We start from the raw sequence: 21,047 nt of genomic DNA on the forward strand, positions 1-21,047 counted from the left end.
TTTCTATAAATCCGGGACTTCTTTCCGGGAAAGAACATGCTGGATTGAAGGGGAAATCTGGATGTTCGTGTCCACGGCGTTTGCCCAAACCGCCACCGAATCGCAACCGGCACCAGCTGCTGGTGAGCACGGCGCAGCCGATGCTGTGCACACCGAAACCGGGGTCGCGCACGATGCCGGACACGGCAGCGGCGTATTCCCGCCGTTCGATTCCACCCATTACGCATCACAGCTTCTGTGGCTGGCGATCACTTTCGGTCTTTTCTATCTGTTTCTGTCTCGCGTGGTTCTGCCACGTATCGGCGGCGTGATTGAAAATCGTCGTGACCGTATCGCACAGGATCTGGAGCAGGCTGCCCGCCTCAAGCAGGATGCAGACAACGCCATTGCTGCTTACGAGCAGGAATTGGCCGCTGCCCGCACCAAGGCCGCTTCGATTGCCGAAGCTGCTCGCGAAAAGGGCAAGGGCGAAGCAGCGGCCGAACGCGCCACTGCGGAAGCCGCTCTTGAGAGCAAGCTTGCTGAAGCGGAAGAACGTATCGCCGCAATCAAGGCCAAGGCCATGAGCGATGTCGGTACTATCGCCGAAGAAACCACGTCTGCGATCGTTGAACAGCTTCTGGGAACCAAGACCGATAAGGCCGACGTGACCGCAGCAGTCAAATCCGCAAACGCCTGAGGAGACGACAATGGATTCAACATTTTGGGCGTTTATTGCCCTCCTCCTCTTCATTGCACTGATTGTTTACCTGAAGGTTCCAGGCATGATCGGACGCTCGCTCGATGAGCGCGCCGAGAATATCAAGAAGGAACTGGAAGAAGCCCGCACTCTGCGCGAAGAAGCTCAGCAGCTTCTTGCTGAATATCATCGCAAGCGCAAGGAAGCGGAGAAAGAAGCTGGTGACATTGTCGCCGCTGCTGAACGCGAAGCAAAGGCGCTTCTTGAAGACGCAAAGCGCTCGACTGAGGAATTTGTTGTTCGTCGCAACAAGCTCGCAGAGCAGAAGATTGCAACCGCTGAAACCGATGCAATCAATGCAGTCCGCGCTTCGGCTGTTGATCTGGCGATCGCTGCTGCCGGCAAGATCGTTGCCGACAAGGTTGATACGAAGGTAGCAGGCACCTTGTTCAAGGATGCGCTCGGTCAGGTTAAGACCAACCTGAACTAAGCTCAGTGACTTACTGAAATTTAGAAAACGCCGCCTCGAAAGGGGCGGCGTTTTTGTTTGTCCGATTGAGAGACCAGCCAAGTTTTTACGGTATTCGCCTCGCTGGTAATGTCATCGCGACGACGCCTGCAATCACGAATGCCAATCCCAACCATGCGGTTGATGTCAACCTTTCTCCCAGAAAGGTTACGCCAATACCGACACCGATGGGGACGCGGAGATAGGCTTGCGCTGTGGTGCCGACCGAGCCCAACGTCTGAATAAGCCGGAAATATATAGTGAAAGCCGCCGCGGTCGAAAACACAGCAAGGGCGAGCAATGCGAAGAGCGAGTTAGCGCTGGGTGTCAGGGTCCATGGTCGGTCGATGACGAGGCTCAACGGGATCAGAATGATCGCGCCGCTGATGAGAGACCCTGCTGCAGGCAACATCGGATCAAGGCCCTTAAAATTTCTGCCAAAGATGGCGGCACCTGCATAGCAGATAGTCGCAGCGACAATTGCAAGCTGTGCCCACAATTCGTTGCCCAGTCCAGCAAGCGCCTGCACGCCGATAATGAGACTGGTGCCTGCAAGACCTGCCGCAACGCCGAACAGCCTGCGGCTGGTTACAGCCTCGTGTCGTGTGATCAGGAGCGTGATGAGAAATGTAAAGATCGGCGTCGTTGAGTTAAGGATCGCCGCAAGACCTGCATCAGTCGTCTGCTCCGCCCATGCGATCGCGGTAAAGGGTACGACGCTGTTAAGGCAGGCCTGAAACAGAAAGCGCTTCCAGGTGAGGGCATCAGTCGGCAGCTTCAAACCGCGCAACCGGATTATGACGATGAGTATAAGGCCTGCAATCAGTGTTCTGGTAGCGATTAGTGTAATTGGCGGGATTGTCTCTACGCCGATCTTGATGAAGCTGTAGGACGCTCCCCATAGAGTTGCCAGCAAAAGCAGCAATCCGAGTTCGACGGCGATATTGGTTTTCTGGATCATTCTGGTCCTGCATGTAAGAACGGCCTCATTGCTTCTTAGCAGCTTGTCGCCTCACACGTTTCGGTGCACACCGAACTGTCAGCAGGAATAGCGCCCCTTGATAGGTGCAAATGTATAGCGGTGAATTCCCGGAACCGGCCCCACTGCTTCAATGGCTGAGCGATGTTTGACCGTGCCGTAACCGGCGTGGACCTCAAATCCATAGGGTGTGTGAACAGCACCGCTGCGAGCCATCATACGATCTCGTGTAACCTTTGCCACGATGGAGGCAGCAGCAATGGAAATGGAGCGTTGATCGCCTTTCACCAAGGCGGATCCGGGGCAAGTCAAGCCTGGCGGCACGTCGCGTCCATCAATCAACGCATGACAAGGCTTGAGAGTAAGGCCTAGAAATGAACGGCGCATCGCCTCGAGCGCCGCTTTGCGAATATCGCTGGCGTCAATGCTGCGCGCACTTAAGCTTGCGACTGAGACCGTCAATGCCTTGGCAAGAATGATCTCATATAGCGCGTCGCGCTTGGCAGCCTTAAGCCGCTTGGAATCATCCAGTCCGTCAGGCAAATCATTGGGATCAAGCACCACAGCCGCTGCAACCACTGGGCCGGCCAAAGGTCCGCGTCCCGCCTCATCGATGCCAGCAATATGAAGAAGGCCGCTTGCCAGATGTTTCTTCTCTTCCGAGAAGTCTGGTGCAAGCGGGATGTCGAAAAGGAGCGGAGAATCAGAAGACAAGCGTTTCATTTGGCGGCAATGCTCGCATTGCTTCTGGTTCTCCGCAAGGTCCCTGCCGAGGAAGGTGGCGTAAAAGCAGGGACCTTCCGTCTGAAATGGACATCAGACGGGGATTAAATACGCAGCGCGTAACTCATGCAAACTGCTCACGATCGAGACGGTGAGCGCGCAAGCTTAAAAAAGCGAAAGCTGCTTGCCACCTTTTTCGACCGGCTCAAACAGATCTGTCCGAAGATGAAGCCGTTTAGAATTGAAACCGAGCTTGCGGGCAGCGATCTCAAAGCGGCGTCCGATCTGCCAGGCATAAGGCCCAGTGCCACGCATCCGTTTGCCCCATTCGGCATCATAATCCTTGCCATCACGCATGGAACGCACCAGCGACATCACATGGCGATAACGATCAGGGTAATTGCGCAAGAGCCAATCCTTGAACAAAGGCGCCACTTCCAACGGCAGACGCAAGAGGACATAGCCTGCTTCGCGTGCGCCTTGTGCGTAAGCCGCATCCAGAATACGCTCAATTTCATGATCGTTGATGCCGGGAATGATAGGGCCCATCATTGCATTTGTGGGAATGCCAGCATCGGTGAGCTTGCGAATGGCCAGCAAGCGCAATGTCGGCGTCGAGGCGCGCGGCTCCATTGTGCGGGCAAGATTGGCATCAAGTGTGGTCACTGAAAGTGCAACCTTGGCGAGGCCTTTCTCTGCCATGCGGCTCAATATATCGATGTCGCGCACGACCAATGCCGATTTGGTAACAATGCCAACGGGATGATTGGCAGCTTCCAACACCTCGAGAATCTCGCGCATGACGCGCCATTTTTTCTCAATGGGCTGATAAGGATCGGTATTGGTGCCGATGGCTATGGTCTTTGGCTGATAACCGGGCTTTGCCAGTTCCCGTTCAAGCAAGCGTGGTGCATCGGGCTTGGCAAATAGCCGGGCTTCGAAATCAAGGCCCGCTGAGAGTCCCATATAGCTATGCGTTGGCCGTGCAAAGCAGTAGATGCAGCCATGCTCACAACCGCGATAGGGATTGATGGACCGATCGAAACTTATGTCAGGTGAATCATTGCGTGTGATGATGGTACGCGGCTTTTCAACCTGAACATCTGTCTTGAAAGGTGGAAGGTCTTCAAGCGTCTCCCAGCCATCGTCAAATTCATGTCGTGTGGTGGGTTCAAATCGTCCGGTGGGATTGATGCCTGCACCGCGTCCGCGGCGTCGTGAATGATCAATGCGCAGGCCTGCTTCGCTCACAAGCGCATTGGCATGTTCCGCGCGCCCTATTCCGAATGCTGCTTTATCTGCCTGCTGGATGATTTCCATAACCGACTCTCTTGTTGATGAATCTATTCCTATCGCAAAGATCGGAACAAAGCAAGAACATATAAGAAGGCAGCTTTTCGACCACAGGGTCTTGATATAGAACGGATCATGCTTTCTGTTCTTATCGTCACTCAAAATTCTGAAAAGCTTTTGGCGAACACGTTGTCGGCATTGGTGCCCGCAGTCGTCGAGGGGCTTTTGCGTCGCGTTGTCGTTGTCGATCGAGGCTCGACCGATGAGACAAGGCTGGTGGCAGAAGGTGCAGGCTGTGCCCTTTATAGCGAAAATGAGTTGAGCGAGGCGCTTGGTGCGTTGCGAACGGAGTGGCTGCTGGCTTTGCAACCTGGGGCAACATTGTCGGATGGCTGGGAAGAAGCTGTGCGTCGCCATATGGGTGCAAGTCGGGCTCCGGCACGGTTTACTTTACCGCAAGAGGCGCGCTTGGTATTGCTTGGTAAGCTCTTTGCGCGCAAGTCATCCTTGGACTCTGGTTTGCTCATGAGGCTCGATGCATTCAAGCCGTTGCCATCGAGTTGGCTCGAACTGGCAGACTTGCCGCGCCAGTTGAAGCCTGTGAGGTTGCCGCAAATCATTATGCCCCCACAAACAACAAAAGGCGGAGCCTGAAGAGGCTTCGCCTTTTTGTATCTGACCTGCTTGCGCCGGTCTTAGTTTTGATAGCTTGAAGGCGATGCATCACCAAAGCGATGAGCGGAGCCGTCCTGATAGGTAGTCGTCTGACCAATCGAAGCGGTTGCCGTGTTATCAACCTGCTGGGTTGCAACGGGTGTACGGTCATTTGCATAAAGATCGGCAGGTTCGCCAACACGTGGATTTTCAGCGAAAGCAGCACCGGCGCTAAGAGCAACGGCTACGGCAGCAAGAGCAAACTTTTTCATTTTCTATCTCCTAGAATTTGGGAAGCGACGGTGTGTTCGTCGTTTCGATGATTGAGAGATAGGCCTTTCAAAGGGCTGCGCCTAGATCGCAAATGGTTCACGCATTGTATTCATATAAGTAGACAATAAGCCTTGAAATTGGCTCAATCGACCAATGAGGCGCAATTTATTCAAGTATATGTGAACAGTATGAGGTAGAAAAGTGGCTATCTGACGTCAGAACGACGATGCAGTTGTTTGGGTGGAAACCACAAACCAGTCAGGCTCTTGCGCCCGAATTTTGGAAGCCGCATCATCCGCGCTTTGCTGGTCGTTGAAGATGGCAAAGCACGTCGCACCCGAGCCCGACATCTGTGCAAAAAGTGCGCCTCGCATACGCAACAGATCAAGCTTATTCTCGATTTGTGGAGCAAGTGTCAGCGCGGCGGGCAGAAGATCGTTGCGGGTTGAGCCGAGATAGGCACAGATGGTTTCTATGTCGCTTTCTGAAGGCGACGGGAGGGAAGAGTTGTCGCGCTTTGTCAACGCTCCGAAGACATCGGGTGTTGCAACAGCAGTGCCGTCATTAACAAGCAGCAAGGGAAGAGGCGGCATTTGCGCGACCGTAGTCAGGTGTTCACCAATGCCGCGCGCAACAAGTGGAGTGCCAATAGCCGCGCCATGCAAACACATAGGAAGGTCAGCACCGAGCTTGAGGCTAAGTTCAGTCAGTGTGTCTAAGTCGAGGCCGAGTTGCCAGATTTCATTGAGCGCAAGAAGTGTTGCTGCTGCGTCGCTTGAGCCACCACCAATGCCTGAAGCCACTGGCAGGTTCTTTTCAAGATGAATGGCAACGGGCGTGAGATCGCGACCCGCATATTGCTTCAATGCATCGCGTGCCCTGATGACCAGATTGCCGCTATCAAGCGGTATGCCATGCGCAAAGCGCCCATCGATGCTGAAACTGTCATGATGCGCTTCTTCAATGCTTATGCGGTCGCCATAATCGGCGAACACTACCAGCATGTCGAGCAGATGATAACCGTCATCCCTGCGCCCTGTTACATGCAGCGCGAGATTAATCTTGGCCGGTGCCACACGATGAACAGGATGACGAACCAGAGTGGCGGCCTCAACAAAATGATGCATTCAGAAAAGCAGTAATTTAAGCCGTTAGAACAGCCCTTGTGCGCCCATTACGGCGCACGACGCCTTAATCTTTTTTGACGTAATATTCGCCGGTCTTAGGATCCTGAACGAGCGTGCCGTGAGCGCGGTTCTGCGCTTCTTTTTCTGCCCGGCGCACGCGCTGGGTAACGCGTACCGCTTCGCGTTTGAACGAACGATAGCCGTACCAGGCGGCAGCGATGATCAACAGCAGAAAGATAAGCTGGGGCATGGCCTCTAGTCCTCAGGCTTGCACAAGATCTCGAAAATGCCATTTCGGGATCACGCAGGGAAAAGTCTTGGCGAATAGCATAACACTGATCCGCCCTTTTATGCATCATATCATGGTGAAACGATGGAATTCAAAGCCCATATCGTGCCCAGAGTGCTTTTTCTTCGGCAACCGACACTAAGCCCTCACCAAGATTGGCTGCAATACTGGCTGGATCTAGACCCAGACCTAGGCTCATTTCGACGCTTGGTGCCTTGCGTCCAAGCAATCCGCGCTTTGGCTCTATGAGTTTGAGCTTCACCTTGTCCCCGTAAGTCTTGCGCAAAAAACTGCGCATATCGCCAATCCCGTCGATAAGACCGATTTCCTTGGCCTTTATGCCGGTCCAGAACATACCCGTGAATAGATCGGGGTCATTTGCAAGCTTGCTTCCGCGACGTTCCTTCACCATGTCGATAAAGGTCTCGTGGATTTCAAGCTGAAGCTTTTTCAAGCGATCAATATCTGTCTTTTTCTCTGGCTGGAAAGGGTCGAGCACGGCTTTGTTCTGGCCGGCGGTATAGACACGACGCTCAACACCGATCTTTTTGAGCAATTCCGGGAAGCCGAAAGATGCCGAAACGACACCAATAGAACCAACGATAGAAGAGGGGTCGGCAATAATTTCGTCACCTGCAAGCGCAATCATATAACCGCCTGATGCGGCAGCATCCTCAACGAAAATGAAGACACGTTTCTGATGCTCATCGGCCAAATCGCGGATGCGGCGATAAATAAGACGCGACTGAACCGGTGAGCCTCCGGGCGAATTGACAGAAATGGCAACAGCCGGTGTCTCCTTGTCGGTGAACGCCTTTTCCAGAACGCCTGCTGCGGTGGCAAGCGAGAGTGCTGGCCGGAAAGAAGAGCCGCCAGTCATGATGGCGCCATGCAGGCGCACAACAGGAATCTCAATTTCTTTTTTGCGAAAACGACGCGGAATGAAACGGGTCAATATTCCAGACAAATCAAACTCCAGTTGAAAAAGCTTCTTCACTCAAATGTAGAAATCAATCTCGGAAATACAAAGAGAAATGCCCGGAAAATTGTTCCGGGCATTCATTGCGTATCACTTTTTCGGCTTTGCCAGCATTCTCAGCATTACGTAGCCGCATATTGCCGACAAGGCGGAGCCGGTGAGAACCCCGATTTTCGTTTCGGCTTGCAACAGTTCCGACGGGAACGACAAGAGGCCGATGAAGATGCTCATTGTGAAGCCAATACCGCACAGAACCGCAACGCCATAAAGCTGAGCCCAGCTTGCGCCCATTGGTTTTTGTGCCAGCCCTGATTTGATCGCAAGCCAAGCTGCGCCAAACACGCCTATCTGCTTACCGATAAACAGACCAAGCATGATGCCGAGCGGCAGCGTATCAAAGATGATGGAAGGGCTCATCCCCGCAAAGGAAATACCTGCATTGGCAAAGCCGAACACGGGAACGATGAAGAACGCAACTGGCTTCGCCAATGCATGTTCGAGGATATGGAGCGGCGAGCTCATATCGTCTGGCTTGGCCTTGGCAGGCTTGAGCGGGATCATCAGCGCCGCCACGACCCCTGCGACAGTCGCATGGACACCGGAATTGAGCACAAAGAACCACAACACGGCCGCACCGATAAGATAAGGCAGCAATTTGGCTACGCCGAGGCGGTTCATGGCAAACATCACCGCAGCCGTTGCGAAAGCTGCGCCAAGATAGGGCATGGAAATTTCGGCAGTGTAGAAAATTGCGATGATGACAACAGCCGCCAGATCATCAAGGATCGCAAGCGTTGCCAGAAATACCTTGAGGCTCGAAGGCACGCGTGAACCCAGCAGCGATAAAACGCCGAGTGCAAAAGCAATGTCGGTGGCAGATGGTACAGCCCAGCCACGTACTTTCTCCGGGTCGCCATAGTTGAATGCGACAAAAATCAGAGCGGGGAGAATAACACCACCCGCAGCGGCAATCCCTGGCAACATGCGATTGGGCCAGCTTGCAAGCTGACCATCGAGAAACTCACGCTTGATCTCAAGCCCGACCAGCAGGAAGAAGACGGCCATCAGCGCATCATTGATCCAATGCGCAATGCTGAGTGGCCCAATGTAGAAATGCAAAGCGTCGAAATAGGCCTTTGAGAAAGGCGAATTCGCGACGATGAGTGCAAGTGCTGCGGAAAGCATAAGCGCTATGCCACCGGCTGATTCACTATCGAGAAAGCGACGCATGATGGAAATGGGGCGAACGGGCTTCGGATTGGACGTCATTATTTTCTTTTCAGGTTATTTCCGGAGCTTCTACTTCGTAGAGCATGAGATTTCGATCCGCTATGCCCAGTCTTGGCCATTCGGAACGCCAGTCTGCTATGTGGCCAGAAGTGAAATGTTTGTCCAGTGAAACCCGATCCAGCCAGAGTTCTTTTACATGGATGAGACCGGGATCAAGAATGTCCTGAGCATAGGCGTATTCAATACAGCCATTTTCCGCGCGACTTGCTTGGATCATGCGCTGCATCACAGGACGTGCTTCATCTAAGTTTTCGGCCGATACCCGCACTGTTCCAACGATCAGCAGCATATCTTCAATTTTCCATTTTATATTGCTTACAGATTCTGCCCGGTGAGGTTCGGTATGTACGAAAACCAATCGCTTCGTAATAGGCGAGCCCCATGTCATTGTTGTCGCCGATACTCGCGTCGATATCGATAATCCCTGCAACTGTTGCAGCTTGGCGTGTTGCGGCAAACAAAGCCGATCCGACACCTTTGCGCGCTGCACGCGGGCTGACATGAGTGCCGATAATGCCCCAGCCGACAGCGACGCCATATGGATTGCCTTCGGTCGCATGTTTCAGCGACTGGAACCCCAATACTTCACCATCGGCAACCGCCACATGACATTCTATGCGGTTCGGGTCGGAAATATAGAGTTCGATGACATGATCACGGTCATATTGCCGCTGCCGTCCGGTCGCGTCGATGATTTCTTTAAGCACCTTGCTCATGTCATCGGCATCATCAATTCTGACTGGTCTGATTTCCATAGAAGCCTCGTCTTTAAAGAATTTCCCGCAAAAGTGCGAAGCGGTTTTGCGTCGGACAATGCGTAAAACAGTTAGTTACGGCAGTTCCAGTGATTCAATCTCAACTGGAACCGCTGTAAGTGTTTTTTAAAGCAGCGAAGTCTGCCCGTTATTGATAGCGGTTGCGCGCTCTGTGAAATCATTGCCTGCATCGCCATGAAGAATGAGTGCTGGCATCAGCGAGAGGCCAGCGCGGCTACCGCGAATGCCCATAATCACAATGCGGATAGCCGCACTGTCGGGACGCGGCAATACCGGGATGATTTTAACCCCGCCAAATCGACCAGTGAGCGCTTCCAGTATTGGTGCGAGCGAACCCGGGCGCGCAATAATAGATACACACCCTCCCGGGCGGAGGATTGCTGATGCCGTGCGCAACCATTGGTCAAACATGCCTTCTGGCATGACATGCGCTTCGGCCTTTACGGGATCGGGCGTGGAACGGTCACTTGCCTCGTTGAAAGGCGGGTTCATGATGACAAAGTCGAAACTATCATCGATAAGGCCAGCGGCAGCGCGTGCCTTTCCAGTCAGTGAAACGTCGGCTTCGAGAATATCGACGCGATCCAACAGGGCTGCATTGAGTGGATGACGGACACTTTTGTGCGCAAAGTTCAGCATGAAGCCGGAACGCTCTATAAGCGTGACGCGTGCGTTTTTACAGCGAGCGGCGACAGCCAGCCCCGCAGCACCTGCGCCACTGCCAAGATCAGCGAGTTGGCCTGAAAAACTTTGCGGGACGCTGCTTGCGAGAATCATTGCGTCTACGCCGGAACGATGCCCTTTGATTGCGGGTTGCACGAGATGAAATGCACCACGATGGAACACATCGAGCGTTTCACCTACCGTGTCAGGCTGATGCGCGGAAATGTTATTTGCCATGGTCTTTTAATTCGTGTTCCAAGCCAGCGTCGATGAGATAACGCCGGGCTTCGTCCAGCCTGTCTTCTTCGACCAGAAACCGCCTCGGTATAATGCCAAGCGAACCTTCGAGGATGCTCATATTCGTGTCGGCAATGAAATAGACGATGCCCGCCTCTTTCATCAGCGCTTCGGCGACGGACAGCAATACGGAATCATTTGTGCGCATAAGTTCGATCATTTCGACAATGTGTAATCAATAGACCGCATTGACAACTGCTTCCTTCAATGGTGAACAGGCTCTGAATGAAAAGCTTGGGCGTGCAGGGGGCTTTTAAGCGTCTTGAGCATTCTGATCCGCACACATAGTGTGGTCAGCAGCTAGGAGTAACGACATTGGGTGTGGTTTTGAATCTCGACGGGAAAAAGAAACAGGAAGGATCGGTCCAGCCTCTGGTCGATCTCACGAAGGCCGATATGGGCCGCGTGAACGAAATGATCCTGTCCCGTGCAGGTTCCGATGTCGAGATGATTCCGGAAGTGGCTAACCACCTCATTTCATCTGGCGGCAAGCGCCTGCGCCCAATGATGACGCTCGCAGCAGCCCGCATGTTTGGCTATGAAGGCGACGGCCATGTCCGTCTGGCGACTTCTGTCGAGTTCATGCATACGGCAACGCTTCTGCATGACGATGTGGTCGATGAAAGCGATTTGCGTCGCGGCAAGAGTACGGCACGCATGATCTGGGGCAATCAGGCCAGTGTTCTGGTTGGAGATTTCCTGCTCGGTCAGGCTTTCAAGATGATGGTCGATGTCGGCTCACTCGATGCACTCGATGTTCTTGCAACTTCCGCCTCGGTTATCGCTGAAGGCGAAGTGATGCAGCTTGCTGCAGCCAAGAACATGGAAACCACCGAAGACGAATATCTGGCTGTGATCAAAGCCAAGACTGCCGCTCTTTTCTCAGCTGCGGCTGAAGTTGGTCCAATCATTGCTCAGGCCCAGCGTTCGGATCGTGCAGCCCTTCGCGATTACGGTCTTAATCTCGGCCTCGCCTTTCAGCTCGTTGATGATGCGCTGGATTATGGTGGCTCGGCTGCCGATCTTGGCAAGAACACTGGCGACGATTTCCGTGAAGGTAAGATCACCTTGCCGGTTATCCTAAGCTATCGTCGGGGTAGCGATGAAGAGCGTGCATTCTGGAAGAACGCAATCGAAGAAGGTGCCAGCGACGACGCGTCACTTGAAAAGGCCATTGGTCTGATGACCAAGCACGGTGCGATTGCCGATACAGTGCAGCGTGCACGGCATTTTGGTGAAATTGCCCGTGACGCCTTGGCGCCTTTGAAGTCCACACCTGAGAAAGATGCGCTGATCGAAGTGATCGATTTCTGCATCAGCCGCGTGAATTGATTCTTGATCGAGCGGTCTCTCTCTCCCTCATCTTGATGAGCCGCTAAAGGCGGCGTCTTGCAAGGCGAGAGAGAACACGCTGGAGCCTCGCCCTTTAACAAGGCGCTATGCGCCTGCTGAGATGAGGGCGTAGAGTGAACTCGGTCGCAATCTGAAATTTCGAACAGGCTTCGACTTGACGAAATGATGAGCAAAATCAACAAGAAAAGCATCCGTCACGGATGCTTTTTCGAGCATATTGCCCGAAAGTGGGAAGCGGTTTCGGGAGAACGACATGCAAGGTAAGAATGAAAAGAAAAGCATCCATCACGGATGCTTTTCTTGCGCAAGGACCCCAAAAAGGCCATGCTTGAGGTGCCTCTGAATAGGGGATCTTATACGGAATTGGAAAGAGGACTGGGCTTTATGCGGCAGGGATTGAAACGTCGTCCGCTTTACGGATTGCTTCTCTTGGCTCTAGCGGGAGTAGCGCTGCCAGCAAATGCGGCAATGGCTAAAACCAATCCCGATCCTGTGTCGCAAGTGCGTGCCGGTTCGTTTGCAGGCGCTTATCTTGCTGCTCGCACGGCAGAAGCCGATAACAATATTGGTGCTGCCGTCGACTTCTATCGTCAGGCTATGGCATTTGATCCCGGCAACGATATTATCAAGCAAAACCTGCTTCTTGCTCTTTTGACGGAAGGCCGTTTCAAAGATGCGCTACCGCTTGCGGAAGAGCTGAAGAATCAGCCTGAGATTGAACGCTTTTCGCGCGTTGCTCTGGCAATCGACGCTATTTCCAGAAAGCAATATCGCAAGACTGGCCCACTCCTGATGCTGTCGATCCAGTCCGATATGGATCAGCTCGCGACAAGCCTTATGGGTGCATGGGTGAAGGTCGGTCAGGGCAATCCGAAGCGTGCGCTCACCGATGTTGTGAAGATCAACGGCCCTGAGTGGTATGGCCTGTTCCGCATTTATAATGCAGCACTTATCGCCGACATTGCGGGTCAGAAGCAGGATGCGCGTAACTATTACCAGCAGGCGATCGATGATCGTCCGGGCGGTAGTGCCGCACCTGATACCTATGAACGCATTGTGATGGCTTATGCCTCCTTCAAGTTGCGTCAGGGTGACAAGGACGGCGCAATCAAGATTCTGAAAGATGCTGAAGAGCTTCTGAACGGACGCATGACCATCACCGAGATGCGCGAAAAGATTGAGGCTGGACAGAAATATCCTCGCCTGATCGAGACGCCGCAGCAGGGTGTCGGCGAAGTGCTTTATACGCTTGGTACGGCGATCAACCGTGGTGGCGCGGAAGCTTTTGCCAAGCTTTATCTGCAAATGTCACTGCCATTGCGCCCAGATAACGATGCCACGCTTTATCAGCTTGGCGATATTTCGGCGAAGCTGCGCCAGCCGGAAAGGGCTGTCGAGTATTATGCGCGCGTTCCTGAAAAATCGCCCTATAGGCGCGATGCAGAAATGCAGCGAGCGCTTAATCTTGCCGAAAACGAGAAGACAAGCGAGGCGATTGAGCAGTTGAAAACCTTGCTCAACCGCGACAAGACCGATATTCGCACCTATCTGGCACTGGGCGGCGTTTATGCGCAGGACAAGAACTTTGCCGATGCTGCAAAAATCTATGATGCGGCCGTTGAGCAGATCAAGTCACCTGAACGCAAGGACTGGCCGGTCTTCTATCAGCGTGGCATCGCGCATGAGCGTTTGAAAGAATGGGATCAGGCAGAGCCGAATTTCAAGAAAGCGCTGGAGCTTTATCCTGACCAGCCGCAAGTGCTGAACTATCTTGGCTATTCTTGGGTTGATCGCGGTGAGAACCTCGATGAGGCGTTGCTCATGATTAAGAAGGCCGTCGAGTTGCGCCCGCAGGATGGCTATATCGTCGATTCACTTGGCTGGGCTTATTATCAGCTTGGTCGTTACCCGGAAGCAGTCGTTGAGCTTGAAAAGGCCGTCAAGCTGCGCCCGGAAGATCCGACCATCAACGATCATCTTGGTGACGCGTACTGGCGTGCGGATCGTCAGCTTGAGGCGACGTTCCAGTGGAACCACGCGATTGCCGGTAAACCGGAGCCGGAAGAACTCGCCAAGATCGAAGAAAAACTGAAGTCTGGCCTTGCTGATCCAACCAATCCTTCGCGGGCGGATGCAGCAAAGCCCGCTGACGCTAAGCCTTCCGAAGCAAAGCCTGTTGATCCAAAACCGGCTGAAGAGGCACCGAAAGCCGAACCGGCAAAGCCTGAAACGGAAAAACCTGCTGCAAACTAACGCAGATAGGGTTCAAACCATCCCCAAATCATTCATTGCGCGTTGATTTTACCGCGCGCAATGGCTCGCATGCTTGACCCTGCGTGACGGACAAATTAGACCGGGCCATCATTTCAATAACAAGGCCTGACCCTGTGTCCAGTACGTTGCCAGCACATATGCATCCCACCCGTTCCTTTCAGGGCCTGATCCTGACGCTCCATAACTATTGGGCGGAACACGGTTGCGCTATTTTGCAGCCATACGACATGGAAGTGGGGGCGGGTACGTTCCACCCGGCGACAACGCTGCGTTCGCTCGGGCCAAAGCCTTGGAAAGCTGCCTATGTGCAGCCATCGCGCCGTCCAAAGGATGGCCGCTATGGTGAAAACCCAAACCGTTTGCAGCATTATTACCAGTATCAGGTCATCATCAAGCCATCGCCGCCGAACCTTCAGGATCTGTATCTTGGTTCGCTGCGCGCAATCGGTCTTGATCCGACGCTGCATGATGTGCGCTTCGTGGAAGACGACTGGGAAAGCCCTACGCTTGGCGCATGGGGCCTTGGCTGGGAATGCTGGTGTGACGGCATGGAAGTGTCGCAGTTCACTTATTTCCAGCAGGTTTGCGGCATTGAATGCTCGCCGGTTGCTGGCGAATTGACCTATGGTCTTGAGCGCCTCGCCATGTATGTGCAGGGCGTGGACAATGTCTATGACCTCAACTTCAACGGCCTCGAAGGCGAAGAAAAACTTACCTATGGTGATGTTTTCTTGCAGGCCGAGCAGGAATATTCCCGCTACAATTTCGAAATGGCCAATGCGGAAATCCTGCATCAGCATTTCATCGATGCAGAGCACGAATGCGCTGCGATCTTGAAGGCAGGCAGCACGGGCGAAGGCTCGCTGCATAAATGCGTTTTCCCGGCCTATGACCAGTGCATCAAGGCATCCCACGTCTTCAACCTGATGGATGCGCGTGGCGTGATCTCGGTCACTGAACGTCAGAGCTATATCCTGCGCGTGCGTAATCTCGCGCGTCAGTGCGGCGAAGCGTTCCTGTTGACGGATGCCGGTGGTTTTAATCTCAAGCGTGAGGGCGAGTAATTATTATGCCTGATTTGTTGCTCGAACTCTTTTCCGAAGAAATCCCGGCTCGTATGCAGCGCAAGGCTGCGGGTGATTTCAAGAAGATGATCACCGACGGTCTGGTGGAAGCAGGCCTGACCTATGAGGCCACGACCGCTTATTGGACCCCGCGTCGCTTGACGCTCGATGTTCGCGGTCTGACCGTGCGCTCGAAAGACGTGCATGAAGACGTGAAGGGCCCATCCGTCACGGCTCCAGAACAAGCCATTCAGGGCTTTCTGCGCAAGGCTGGCCTCAGCGATGTTTCTCAGGCGCATGTGCATTCCGATCCAAAGAAGGGCGACTTCTACGTTGCTCATCTGACCAAGCCGGGCCGCGCCGCGGAAGAAATCATCGCGGAACTCGTACCGCAGGTGATCCGCAATTTCCCTTGGCCAAAGTCCATGCGTTGGGGTGCGGCTTCATCAAAGCCGGGTGCGCTTCGCTGGGTGCGTCCGCTGCAATCGATCCTCTGCACATTCGGCCCTGAAACCGAAGAAACGGTTGTGGTGGAGTTTGACATTGACGGCCTGAAATCCGGCAACCTGACCTATGGTCATCGTTTCTTAAGCGATGGTCAGGCGATCAAGGTGCGCCGTTTTGACGACTATGTTGAAAAGCTTGAAAAGGCTTTCGTTGTGCTCGACGCCGAGCGCCGCAAGGAAATCATCCTGCAGGACGCCCGCAATCTTACCTTTGCATCGGGCCTCGATCTGGTTGAAGACGAAGGCCTGCTTGAAGAAGTGTCCGGTCTGGTTGAATGGCCGGTCGTGCTGATGGGCGAGTTTGAGGAAGAATTCCTCGCAATCCCGCCGGAAGTCATCCGCCTCACCATCCGCGCCAACCAGAAATGCTTCGTCACCCGCAAGCAAGGCGAAACGGAAGCGCTGTCGAACAAGTTCATTCTGATCTCGAACATCGCGGCCCGCGATGGCGGCACGGAAATCGCTTACGGCAATGGCAAAGTCGTGCGCGCACGCCTGTCCGATGCGCTCTATTTCTGGCACACCGATCAGCACGATCTGCCTGATCTCGACAAGCTTGTGGCTTGGGGTGAGAAATTCGGCCTTGATCTGAAAAAGCCGCTCGATCAGCGCATGGCGCGTCTGGATGCGCTTAACGTAACTTTCCATGCCAAGCTCGGCACGCAAGGCGCGCGCGTTGAGCGCATCCGCGAACTGGCAAGCCAGATTGCACCGCTGGTCGGTGCCGATCCGAAGCTCGCAGCACGTGCGGCAGTTCTCGCCAAGGCCGATTTGACCACGGAAGTTGTTGGCGAGTTCCCTGAACTTCAGGGCGCCATGGGCCGCAAATATGCGCTTCTTCAGGGTGAAGACGAATCCGTCGCTACGGCTCTTGAAGAACACTACAAGCCACAAGGCCCATCGGATTTTGTACCGAGGAACCCGGTTGCCGTTGCTGTCGCTTTGGCTGATAAGCTCGACACACTGGTCGGTTTCTGGGCGATTGACGAAAAGCCAACCGGCTCGAAAGACCCGTTTGCTCTGCGCCGTGCAGCGCTTGGTGTGATCCGTCTGGTGCTCTCGCAAGATTGGAAGTTCCCGCTCCTGCCGCTTCTGCACACGGCCTATGCCTCGCTCAAAGAAGGACAGGTTCAGCGTAAACTGCGTGAGTTTGAAGCAAAGCTGGCTTCGGAAAAGTCCGGCGATGTTGATGGCGAACAGGATGTCGACAACGCATTGCGCAATCTCGAAGCGCAAGCGCGTGCGAAAATTGAGGCCAATGCTGAGCCGGTTCTGGCTGATCTTCTCTCGTTCCTGCATGAACGTTTCAAGGTTCACTTGAAGGAAGATGGCGCACGCCACGACGCCATTGATGCAGTTTTGACCGCTGATGCCGACAATCTTCTGCTGGTTGCACGTCGTCTGGAAGCCTTGATCGTCTTCATCAATGAAGAAGACGGCAAGAACCTGCTGGCTGGCACCAAGCGCGCCGCCAATATCCTGGCAGCGGAAGAGAAAAAGGGCACCAAGGTCGCTCCAAGCGTCGATGCTGCGCTGTTGAAGCTTGATGAGGAAAAGGCGCTTTATGCGGCTGTAAACCTCGCGGCGACAGAAGCCGAAGAAGCCATTGCCCGCGAAGATTTCGGCGGCGCAATGCTGGCGCTGGCCAAGCTGCGCGGTCCCGTGGACACGTTCTTTGAAAAAGTGCTGGTCAATGACGAGGACGAAAACGTCCGCGCCAACCGCCTTGCACTGCTTGAACAAATCCGCACTGCCACCAGCAAGGTGGCTGATTTCTCGAAAATCGCCGGATAAATAACAAAAGGGCGCTTTGAAGCGTCCTTTCTTTTTGTAACTCATTCCGATCTTGCATGAAGTGCTCTTTGGAGTCTCTTGCTCAAAAGCGACGGTTTGTGTAGCTACGACATGCGCGAAAACGCGCAGCAACAATGAATAAGGGCTGAAGCCTTTGGCCAAGATCGTGACATTTGATGACAATGCTGTTTCGCGTGCAGTCGAAGTGCTCGCGCGCGGCGGGCTTGTCGCAATCCCGACGGAAACGGTCTATGGCCTTGCTGCCGATGCAGCACACGGCGAAGGTGTGGCGGGCATTTTTGCCGCCAAAGGACGCCCGCAGTTCAATCCGCTCATTGCCCATGTCGACAGCATTGCCATGGCCGAGCGCTATGTGACTTTCGACCCGATCTCGCGCAAAGTCGCCGAAGCCTTCTGGCCGGGGCCGCTCACCATCGTTCTACCGCTCAAAGCAAAGCAGGATACGCAGCGCCCCATCCATCCGCTGGTGACGGCGGGGCTTGATACCCTCGCCATCCGTATGCCCACCGGCCAAGTGCGCGATGTTATCAAACAACTCGATAGCCCTGTTGCTGCGCCAAGTGCCAATACTTCAGGTCGCATCAGCCCGACTTCGGCTAAGGCCGTGGCTGATGATCTCGGTGGCAAGATCGATATGATCCTTGATGCCGGTCCATGTGGCGTGGGTGTAGAGTCGACCATCATCAAAGTTGAAGGCGAGCGCGTGCGTCTGCTGCGCCCCGGCGGTTTGGCTGCTGAGGAGATCGAAGCGCTGATTGGTGTGAAGCTTGAACGTGCTGAGCATAAGGCCGCAATTCAGGCGCCTGGTATGATGGAATCCCATTACGCGCCCAATGCTGCCGTTCGGCTGAATGCTGCAAGTGTTGATAAAGGCGAGGCGCTTTTGGCTTTTGGGCCTCAGCGCGTGGCCGATGCTGATAAAGCGCTAGCCGTCCTGAACCTAAGCCCATCGGGCAATTTGCGCGAAGCGGCCAGCAATCTGTTTGATTTCATGCGCAAGCTTGATGCAAGCGCCGCCCGGATCATCGCCGTTGAACCCATTCCCTTTGATGGTCTCGGTGAGGCCATCAATGATCGTCTTAAACGCGCGGCTGCCCCGCGCTAATTCCCCCAAGACTTAAGAGAAGCACATGCTCGACACCGCCCTGATCGAACGTTTTGCAGCCATTGTTGGCGAAAAGAATGCGCTAACCGCGCCGGAAGATATTGCGCCATTCATGATCGAACAGCGTGATCTCTATCAGGGCCGTTCGCCGCTGGTGCTGCGTCCAGCCTCAACCGAAGAAGTTTCCGCGATCATGAAGCTTGCGACCGAGACCAAAACGCCAGTGGTGCCGCAGGGCGGCAATACCGGTCTTGTCGGCGGTCAGACGCCGGATGGAAGCAACACCACGGTTGTTCTGTCGCTTGGCCGCATGAACAAGGTGCGCTCAGTTGATCCGGTTGGCAATCTGGTGACAGTGGAAGCCGGTGTGATTCTCAAAAACCTTCAGGATGAAGCGCAGAAAGTGGGCCGTCTGTTCCCGCTGTCGCTTGGTGCCGAAGGTTCCTGTCAGGTTGGCGGCAATCTCGGTTCCAATGCAGGCGGCACTGCCGTTTTGGCCTATGGCAATATGCGCGAGCTTTGCCTCGGTCTTGAAGTGGTTCTGCCAAGCGGCGAAATCCTCAACGACTTGCGCTATGTGAAGAAAGACAATACCGGCTATGACCTGAAGGATCTGTTCGTCGGTTCTGAAGGCACGCTTGGCGTTATCACGGCGGCAGTGCTCAAGATTTTCCCGCAGCCAAAGGGCAAGGGCGTCGCCTATGCGGGCTTACGCAGCCCGGAAGACGTGCTGCGCCTGTTCCAGCTTGCGACCGAACACGCAGGCCCGTCGCTCACCGGTTTTGAACTGATGCCGCGCGTCGGCGTTGAGTTTACCGTTGCCCATGTGGACGGCGTACGCGATCCGCTCGAAAGCCCACACGACTGGTATGTGCTGGTTGATATTTCCTCGACCCGTTCGGAAGATGATGCCCGCACGACGCTTGAAACCATTCTGACAGAAGCGTTTGAGAACGACATCATTCAGGATGCGGCCATTGCTGAAAGCGTTGCGCAGGCACAGATGTTCTGGAAAATGCGTGAGGAAATGTCCTGGGCGCAGAAGCCGGAAGGCGGTTCGATCAAGCACGATATTTCGGTGCCTGTCGCAAAAATCCCGGCTTTCATCCATGAAGCCAACGCAGCAACACTGGAAATGATCCCCGGCTCGCGTATCGTTTGCTTCGGTCATATAGGCGATGGTAATCTGCATTATAACGTGTCGCAGCCAGTGGGTGCCGACAAGCAGGCTTTCCTTGATCGCTGGCACGATCTCAATCACCGCATTCACACAATTGTTGCGTCTTATACCGGATCGATCTCCGCCGAGCATGGCATTGGCCAGTTGAAGCGCGAAGAACTGGCCTTCTTCAAACAAGATGTCGCACTCGAATTGATGCGTCGTATTAAGAAATCATTCGACCCGCTGGGCATCATGAACCCGGGTAAAGTGCTGTAATTTCAGCAAATATGACAAAACCGAGGCGGGCAGGAAACTGTCCGCCTTTTCATTTATGTAAACGTAAATTAGCAAGAATTACTGACTTCTTACACCTGGTTGTAAAGCGGTAACCAAATGAAAAAGCAGGGAAAAGTTAACCTAACGCGTTAAGCGCATCGGTAATAAACGCGGTCTATTCTCCAAATCAACAAGAGCGAACATCGCTCATAAGAGAAGCCGGAATAACTGGCTCTCAAAAAACAGGCAGAGATAGACAGAGGCGTCGAAAATGATGAGCAGCGGACTTAAGAAGCCAGAATGGGCAGGTCAGGAACTTCGGCTCGATCCGTTTCACCTTCCGCAGGTAGTGACTTATGCGGCAGAAGATTGCGATGCAGACGTAACCTTCACCATCAGCGAACGTGGTGCTGTCATCCGGCAGGTTTTGCCTTCGAGCGGCCTGCCAATGTCGATCGCGCTGCCGATCAATGCGTTTGTTGGTGTGGCTGCCCGCGCTGTGGAAGATGAGTTCGGTGAAATCACCGTAACGCTTGAACTGATGCATGAAGATCCGCAGCTTTCAGTGCCACTGCTCGTTGCTCATGACCTGACCGATGTTGCTGCTGACTGGCGCGCATGGGCAGCAACTTTCAATCTGCCGATGATGCTGGTCGAAGAAGATGGTATTGCTCGTCCGCTTTATGAAAGCACTGGACCTGTGCGCACCTCTGAGCCGCAGGCTCGTCGTCAGGGGCAGGAACCACGTCGCCGTCGCCCGCGCTTCCTTGCTCGTCGCAAGACCGGTTCGCTGGGTGTTCGCATGGTGATTGAAGGCCGTGAGATTATTGCCAGAAACTGAAATGAAACCCAGAATTCATCACATTCGCGTGTGAACACGTTCTCGTCAGATTTCTACACTATCTAAGGAATAACGCCCCGCTCGGTGGTCGTCTGGAAAGACGAAGGACCTTTCCAGATAT

General features: G+C 54.0%; 22 protein-coding genes. 10 read left to right on the forward strand and 12 right to left on the reverse strand.

Features of this window, described 5'->3' with window-relative positions:
• The first annotated feature begins 61 nt into the window (after window positions 1–61).
• On the forward strand, window positions 62–679 hold the full coding sequence (locus CES85_RS11470) for a F0F1 ATP synthase subunit B (protein ID WP_095446114.1): 618 nt from the start codon (window positions 62–64) through the stop codon (window positions 677–679).
• A gap of 10 nt (window positions 680–689) precedes the next feature.
• Entirely contained in the window at window positions 690–1,169 is a 480-nt protein-coding gene (locus tag CES85_RS11475; protein WP_095446115.1) for a F0F1 ATP synthase subunit B, read from the forward strand.
• 85 nt (window positions 1,170–1,254) lie between these two features.
• Here CES85_RS11475 and CES85_RS11480 read toward each other — a convergent pair whose 3' ends face one another.
• The 3 genes from CES85_RS11480 to CES85_RS11490 form a co-directional block, all read right to left on the reverse strand.
• Window positions 1,255–2,148 (reverse strand): DMT family transporter, encoded by an 894-nt coding sequence (locus tag CES85_RS11480; RefSeq protein WP_095446116.1) that lies wholly within the window; start codon window positions 2,146–2,148, stop codon window positions 1,255–1,257.
• A 78-nt stretch (window positions 2,149–2,226) separates the two neighbouring features.
• A complete protein-coding gene (gene rnhB, locus CES85_RS11485) occupies window positions 2,227–2,889 on the reverse strand; it encodes a ribonuclease HII (RefSeq protein ID WP_095446117.1) in 663 nt (220 codons plus the stop codon).
• A gap of 165 nt (window positions 2,890–3,054) precedes the next feature.
• A complete protein-coding gene (locus CES85_RS11490) occupies window positions 3,055–4,209 on the reverse strand; it encodes a PA0069 family radical SAM protein (protein WP_095446118.1) in 1,155 nt (384 codons plus the stop codon).
• Window positions 4,210–4,317: 108 nt separating this feature from the next.
• Between CES85_RS11490 and CES85_RS11495 the strand changes: the two genes are divergently transcribed.
• Window positions 4,318–4,836, forward strand: a complete 519-nt coding sequence (locus tag CES85_RS11495; protein WP_095446119.1) for a glycosyltransferase — start codon at window positions 4,318–4,320, stop codon at window positions 4,834–4,836.
• Window positions 4,837–4,877: 41 nt separating this feature from the next.
• On the opposite strand, the gene CES85_RS11500 is transcribed toward CES85_RS11495, so the two are convergent.
• From CES85_RS11500 to CES85_RS11535, 9 genes are all read right to left on the reverse strand, one after another.
• Window positions 4,878–5,108: a hypothetical protein gene (locus CES85_RS11500; RefSeq protein WP_095446120.1), complete on the reverse strand. Its 231-nt coding sequence runs from the start codon at window positions 5,106–5,108 to the stop codon at window positions 4,878–4,880.
• 216 nt (window positions 5,109–5,324) lie between these two features.
• Window positions 5,325–6,236 (reverse strand): 4-(cytidine 5'-diphospho)-2-C-methyl-D-erythritol kinase, encoded by a 912-nt coding sequence (locus tag CES85_RS11505; RefSeq protein WP_095446121.1) that lies wholly within the window; start codon window positions 6,234–6,236, stop codon window positions 5,325–5,327.
• A 64-nt stretch (window positions 6,237–6,300) separates the two neighbouring features.
• Window positions 6,301–6,486, reverse strand: coding sequence for a membrane protein (locus tag CES85_RS11510; protein ID WP_024896122.1), 186 nt, complete (start codon window positions 6,484–6,486; stop codon window positions 6,301–6,303).
• Between the two features lie 130 nt (window positions 6,487–6,616).
• Window positions 6,617–7,492 (reverse strand): S49 family peptidase, encoded by an 876-nt coding sequence (locus CES85_RS27800; protein ID WP_191793062.1) that lies wholly within the window; start codon window positions 7,490–7,492, stop codon window positions 6,617–6,619.
• Between the two features lie 102 nt (window positions 7,493–7,594).
• Window positions 7,595–8,773, reverse strand: a complete 1,179-nt coding sequence (nhaA, locus tag CES85_RS27805) for a Na+/H+ antiporter NhaA (protein ID WP_244923274.1) — start codon at window positions 8,771–8,773, stop codon at window positions 7,595–7,597.
• A 10-nt stretch (window positions 8,774–8,783) separates the two neighbouring features.
• Window positions 8,784–9,083 carry a putative quinol monooxygenase gene (locus CES85_RS11520; protein WP_095446122.1) on the reverse strand — a complete coding sequence of 100 codons (300 nt, stop codon included), beginning with the start codon at window positions 9,081–9,083 and terminating at the stop codon, window positions 8,784–8,786.
• A 4-nt stretch (window positions 9,084–9,087) separates the two neighbouring features.
• Window positions 9,088–9,549: a GNAT family N-acetyltransferase gene (locus CES85_RS11525; protein WP_095446123.1), complete on the reverse strand. Its 462-nt coding sequence runs from the start codon at window positions 9,547–9,549 to the stop codon at window positions 9,088–9,090.
• A gap of 126 nt (window positions 9,550–9,675) precedes the next feature.
• Window positions 9,676–10,470, reverse strand: coding sequence for a tRNA1(Val) (adenine(37)-N6)-methyltransferase (locus CES85_RS11530; RefSeq protein ID WP_210318239.1), 795 nt, complete (start codon window positions 10,468–10,470; stop codon window positions 9,676–9,678).
• On the reverse strand, window positions 10,460–10,690 hold the full coding sequence (locus CES85_RS11535; protein WP_095446124.1) for a putative signal transducing protein: 231 nt from the start codon (window positions 10,688–10,690) through the stop codon (window positions 10,460–10,462). Before CES85_RS11535 ends, CES85_RS11530 begins: the two co-directional genes overlap by 11 nt.
• 155 nt (window positions 10,691–10,845) lie before the next feature.
• Between CES85_RS11535 and CES85_RS11540 the strand changes: the two genes are divergently transcribed.
• From CES85_RS11540 to CES85_RS11575, 7 genes are all read left to right on the forward strand, one after another.
• A complete protein-coding gene (locus CES85_RS11540; protein ID WP_095446125.1) occupies window positions 10,846–11,862 on the forward strand; it encodes a polyprenyl synthetase family protein in 1,017 nt (338 codons plus the stop codon).
• A 405-nt stretch (window positions 11,863–12,267) separates the two neighbouring features.
• A complete protein-coding gene (locus CES85_RS11550) occupies window positions 12,268–14,136 on the forward strand; it encodes a tetratricopeptide repeat protein (protein ID WP_095447846.1) in 1,869 nt (622 codons plus the stop codon).
• A 158-nt stretch (window positions 14,137–14,294) separates the two neighbouring features.
• Entirely contained in the window at window positions 14,295–15,221 is a 927-nt protein-coding gene (locus CES85_RS11555; RefSeq protein ID WP_095446127.1) for a glycine--tRNA ligase subunit alpha, read from the forward strand.
• Window positions 15,222–15,226: 5 nt separating this feature from the next.
• Window positions 15,227–17,521 (forward strand): glycine--tRNA ligase subunit beta, encoded by a 2,295-nt coding sequence (gene glyS / locus CES85_RS11560; protein WP_095446128.1) that lies wholly within the window; start codon window positions 15,227–15,229, stop codon window positions 17,519–17,521.
• Between the two features lie 154 nt (window positions 17,522–17,675).
• Window positions 17,676–18,647 carry an L-threonylcarbamoyladenylate synthase gene (locus tag CES85_RS11565; protein WP_095446129.1) on the forward strand — a complete coding sequence of 324 codons (972 nt, stop codon included), beginning with the start codon at window positions 17,676–17,678 and terminating at the stop codon, window positions 18,645–18,647.
• A 25-nt stretch (window positions 18,648–18,672) separates the two neighbouring features.
• Window positions 18,673–20,085 carry an FAD-binding oxidoreductase gene (locus tag CES85_RS11570; protein WP_095446130.1) on the forward strand — a complete coding sequence of 471 codons (1,413 nt, stop codon included), beginning with the start codon at window positions 18,673–18,675 and terminating at the stop codon, window positions 20,083–20,085.
• 271 nt (window positions 20,086–20,356) lie between these two features.
• Entirely contained in the window at window positions 20,357–20,926 is a 570-nt protein-coding gene (locus CES85_RS11575; RefSeq protein WP_095446131.1) for a DUF6101 family protein, read from the forward strand.
• The last annotated feature ends 121 nt before the right edge of the window (window positions 20,927–21,047 follow it).

This window comes from Ochrobactrum quorumnocens (genome assembly GCF_002278035.1).
GTDB lineage: Bacteria > Pseudomonadota > Alphaproteobacteria > Rhizobiales > Rhizobiaceae > Brucella > Brucella quorumnocens.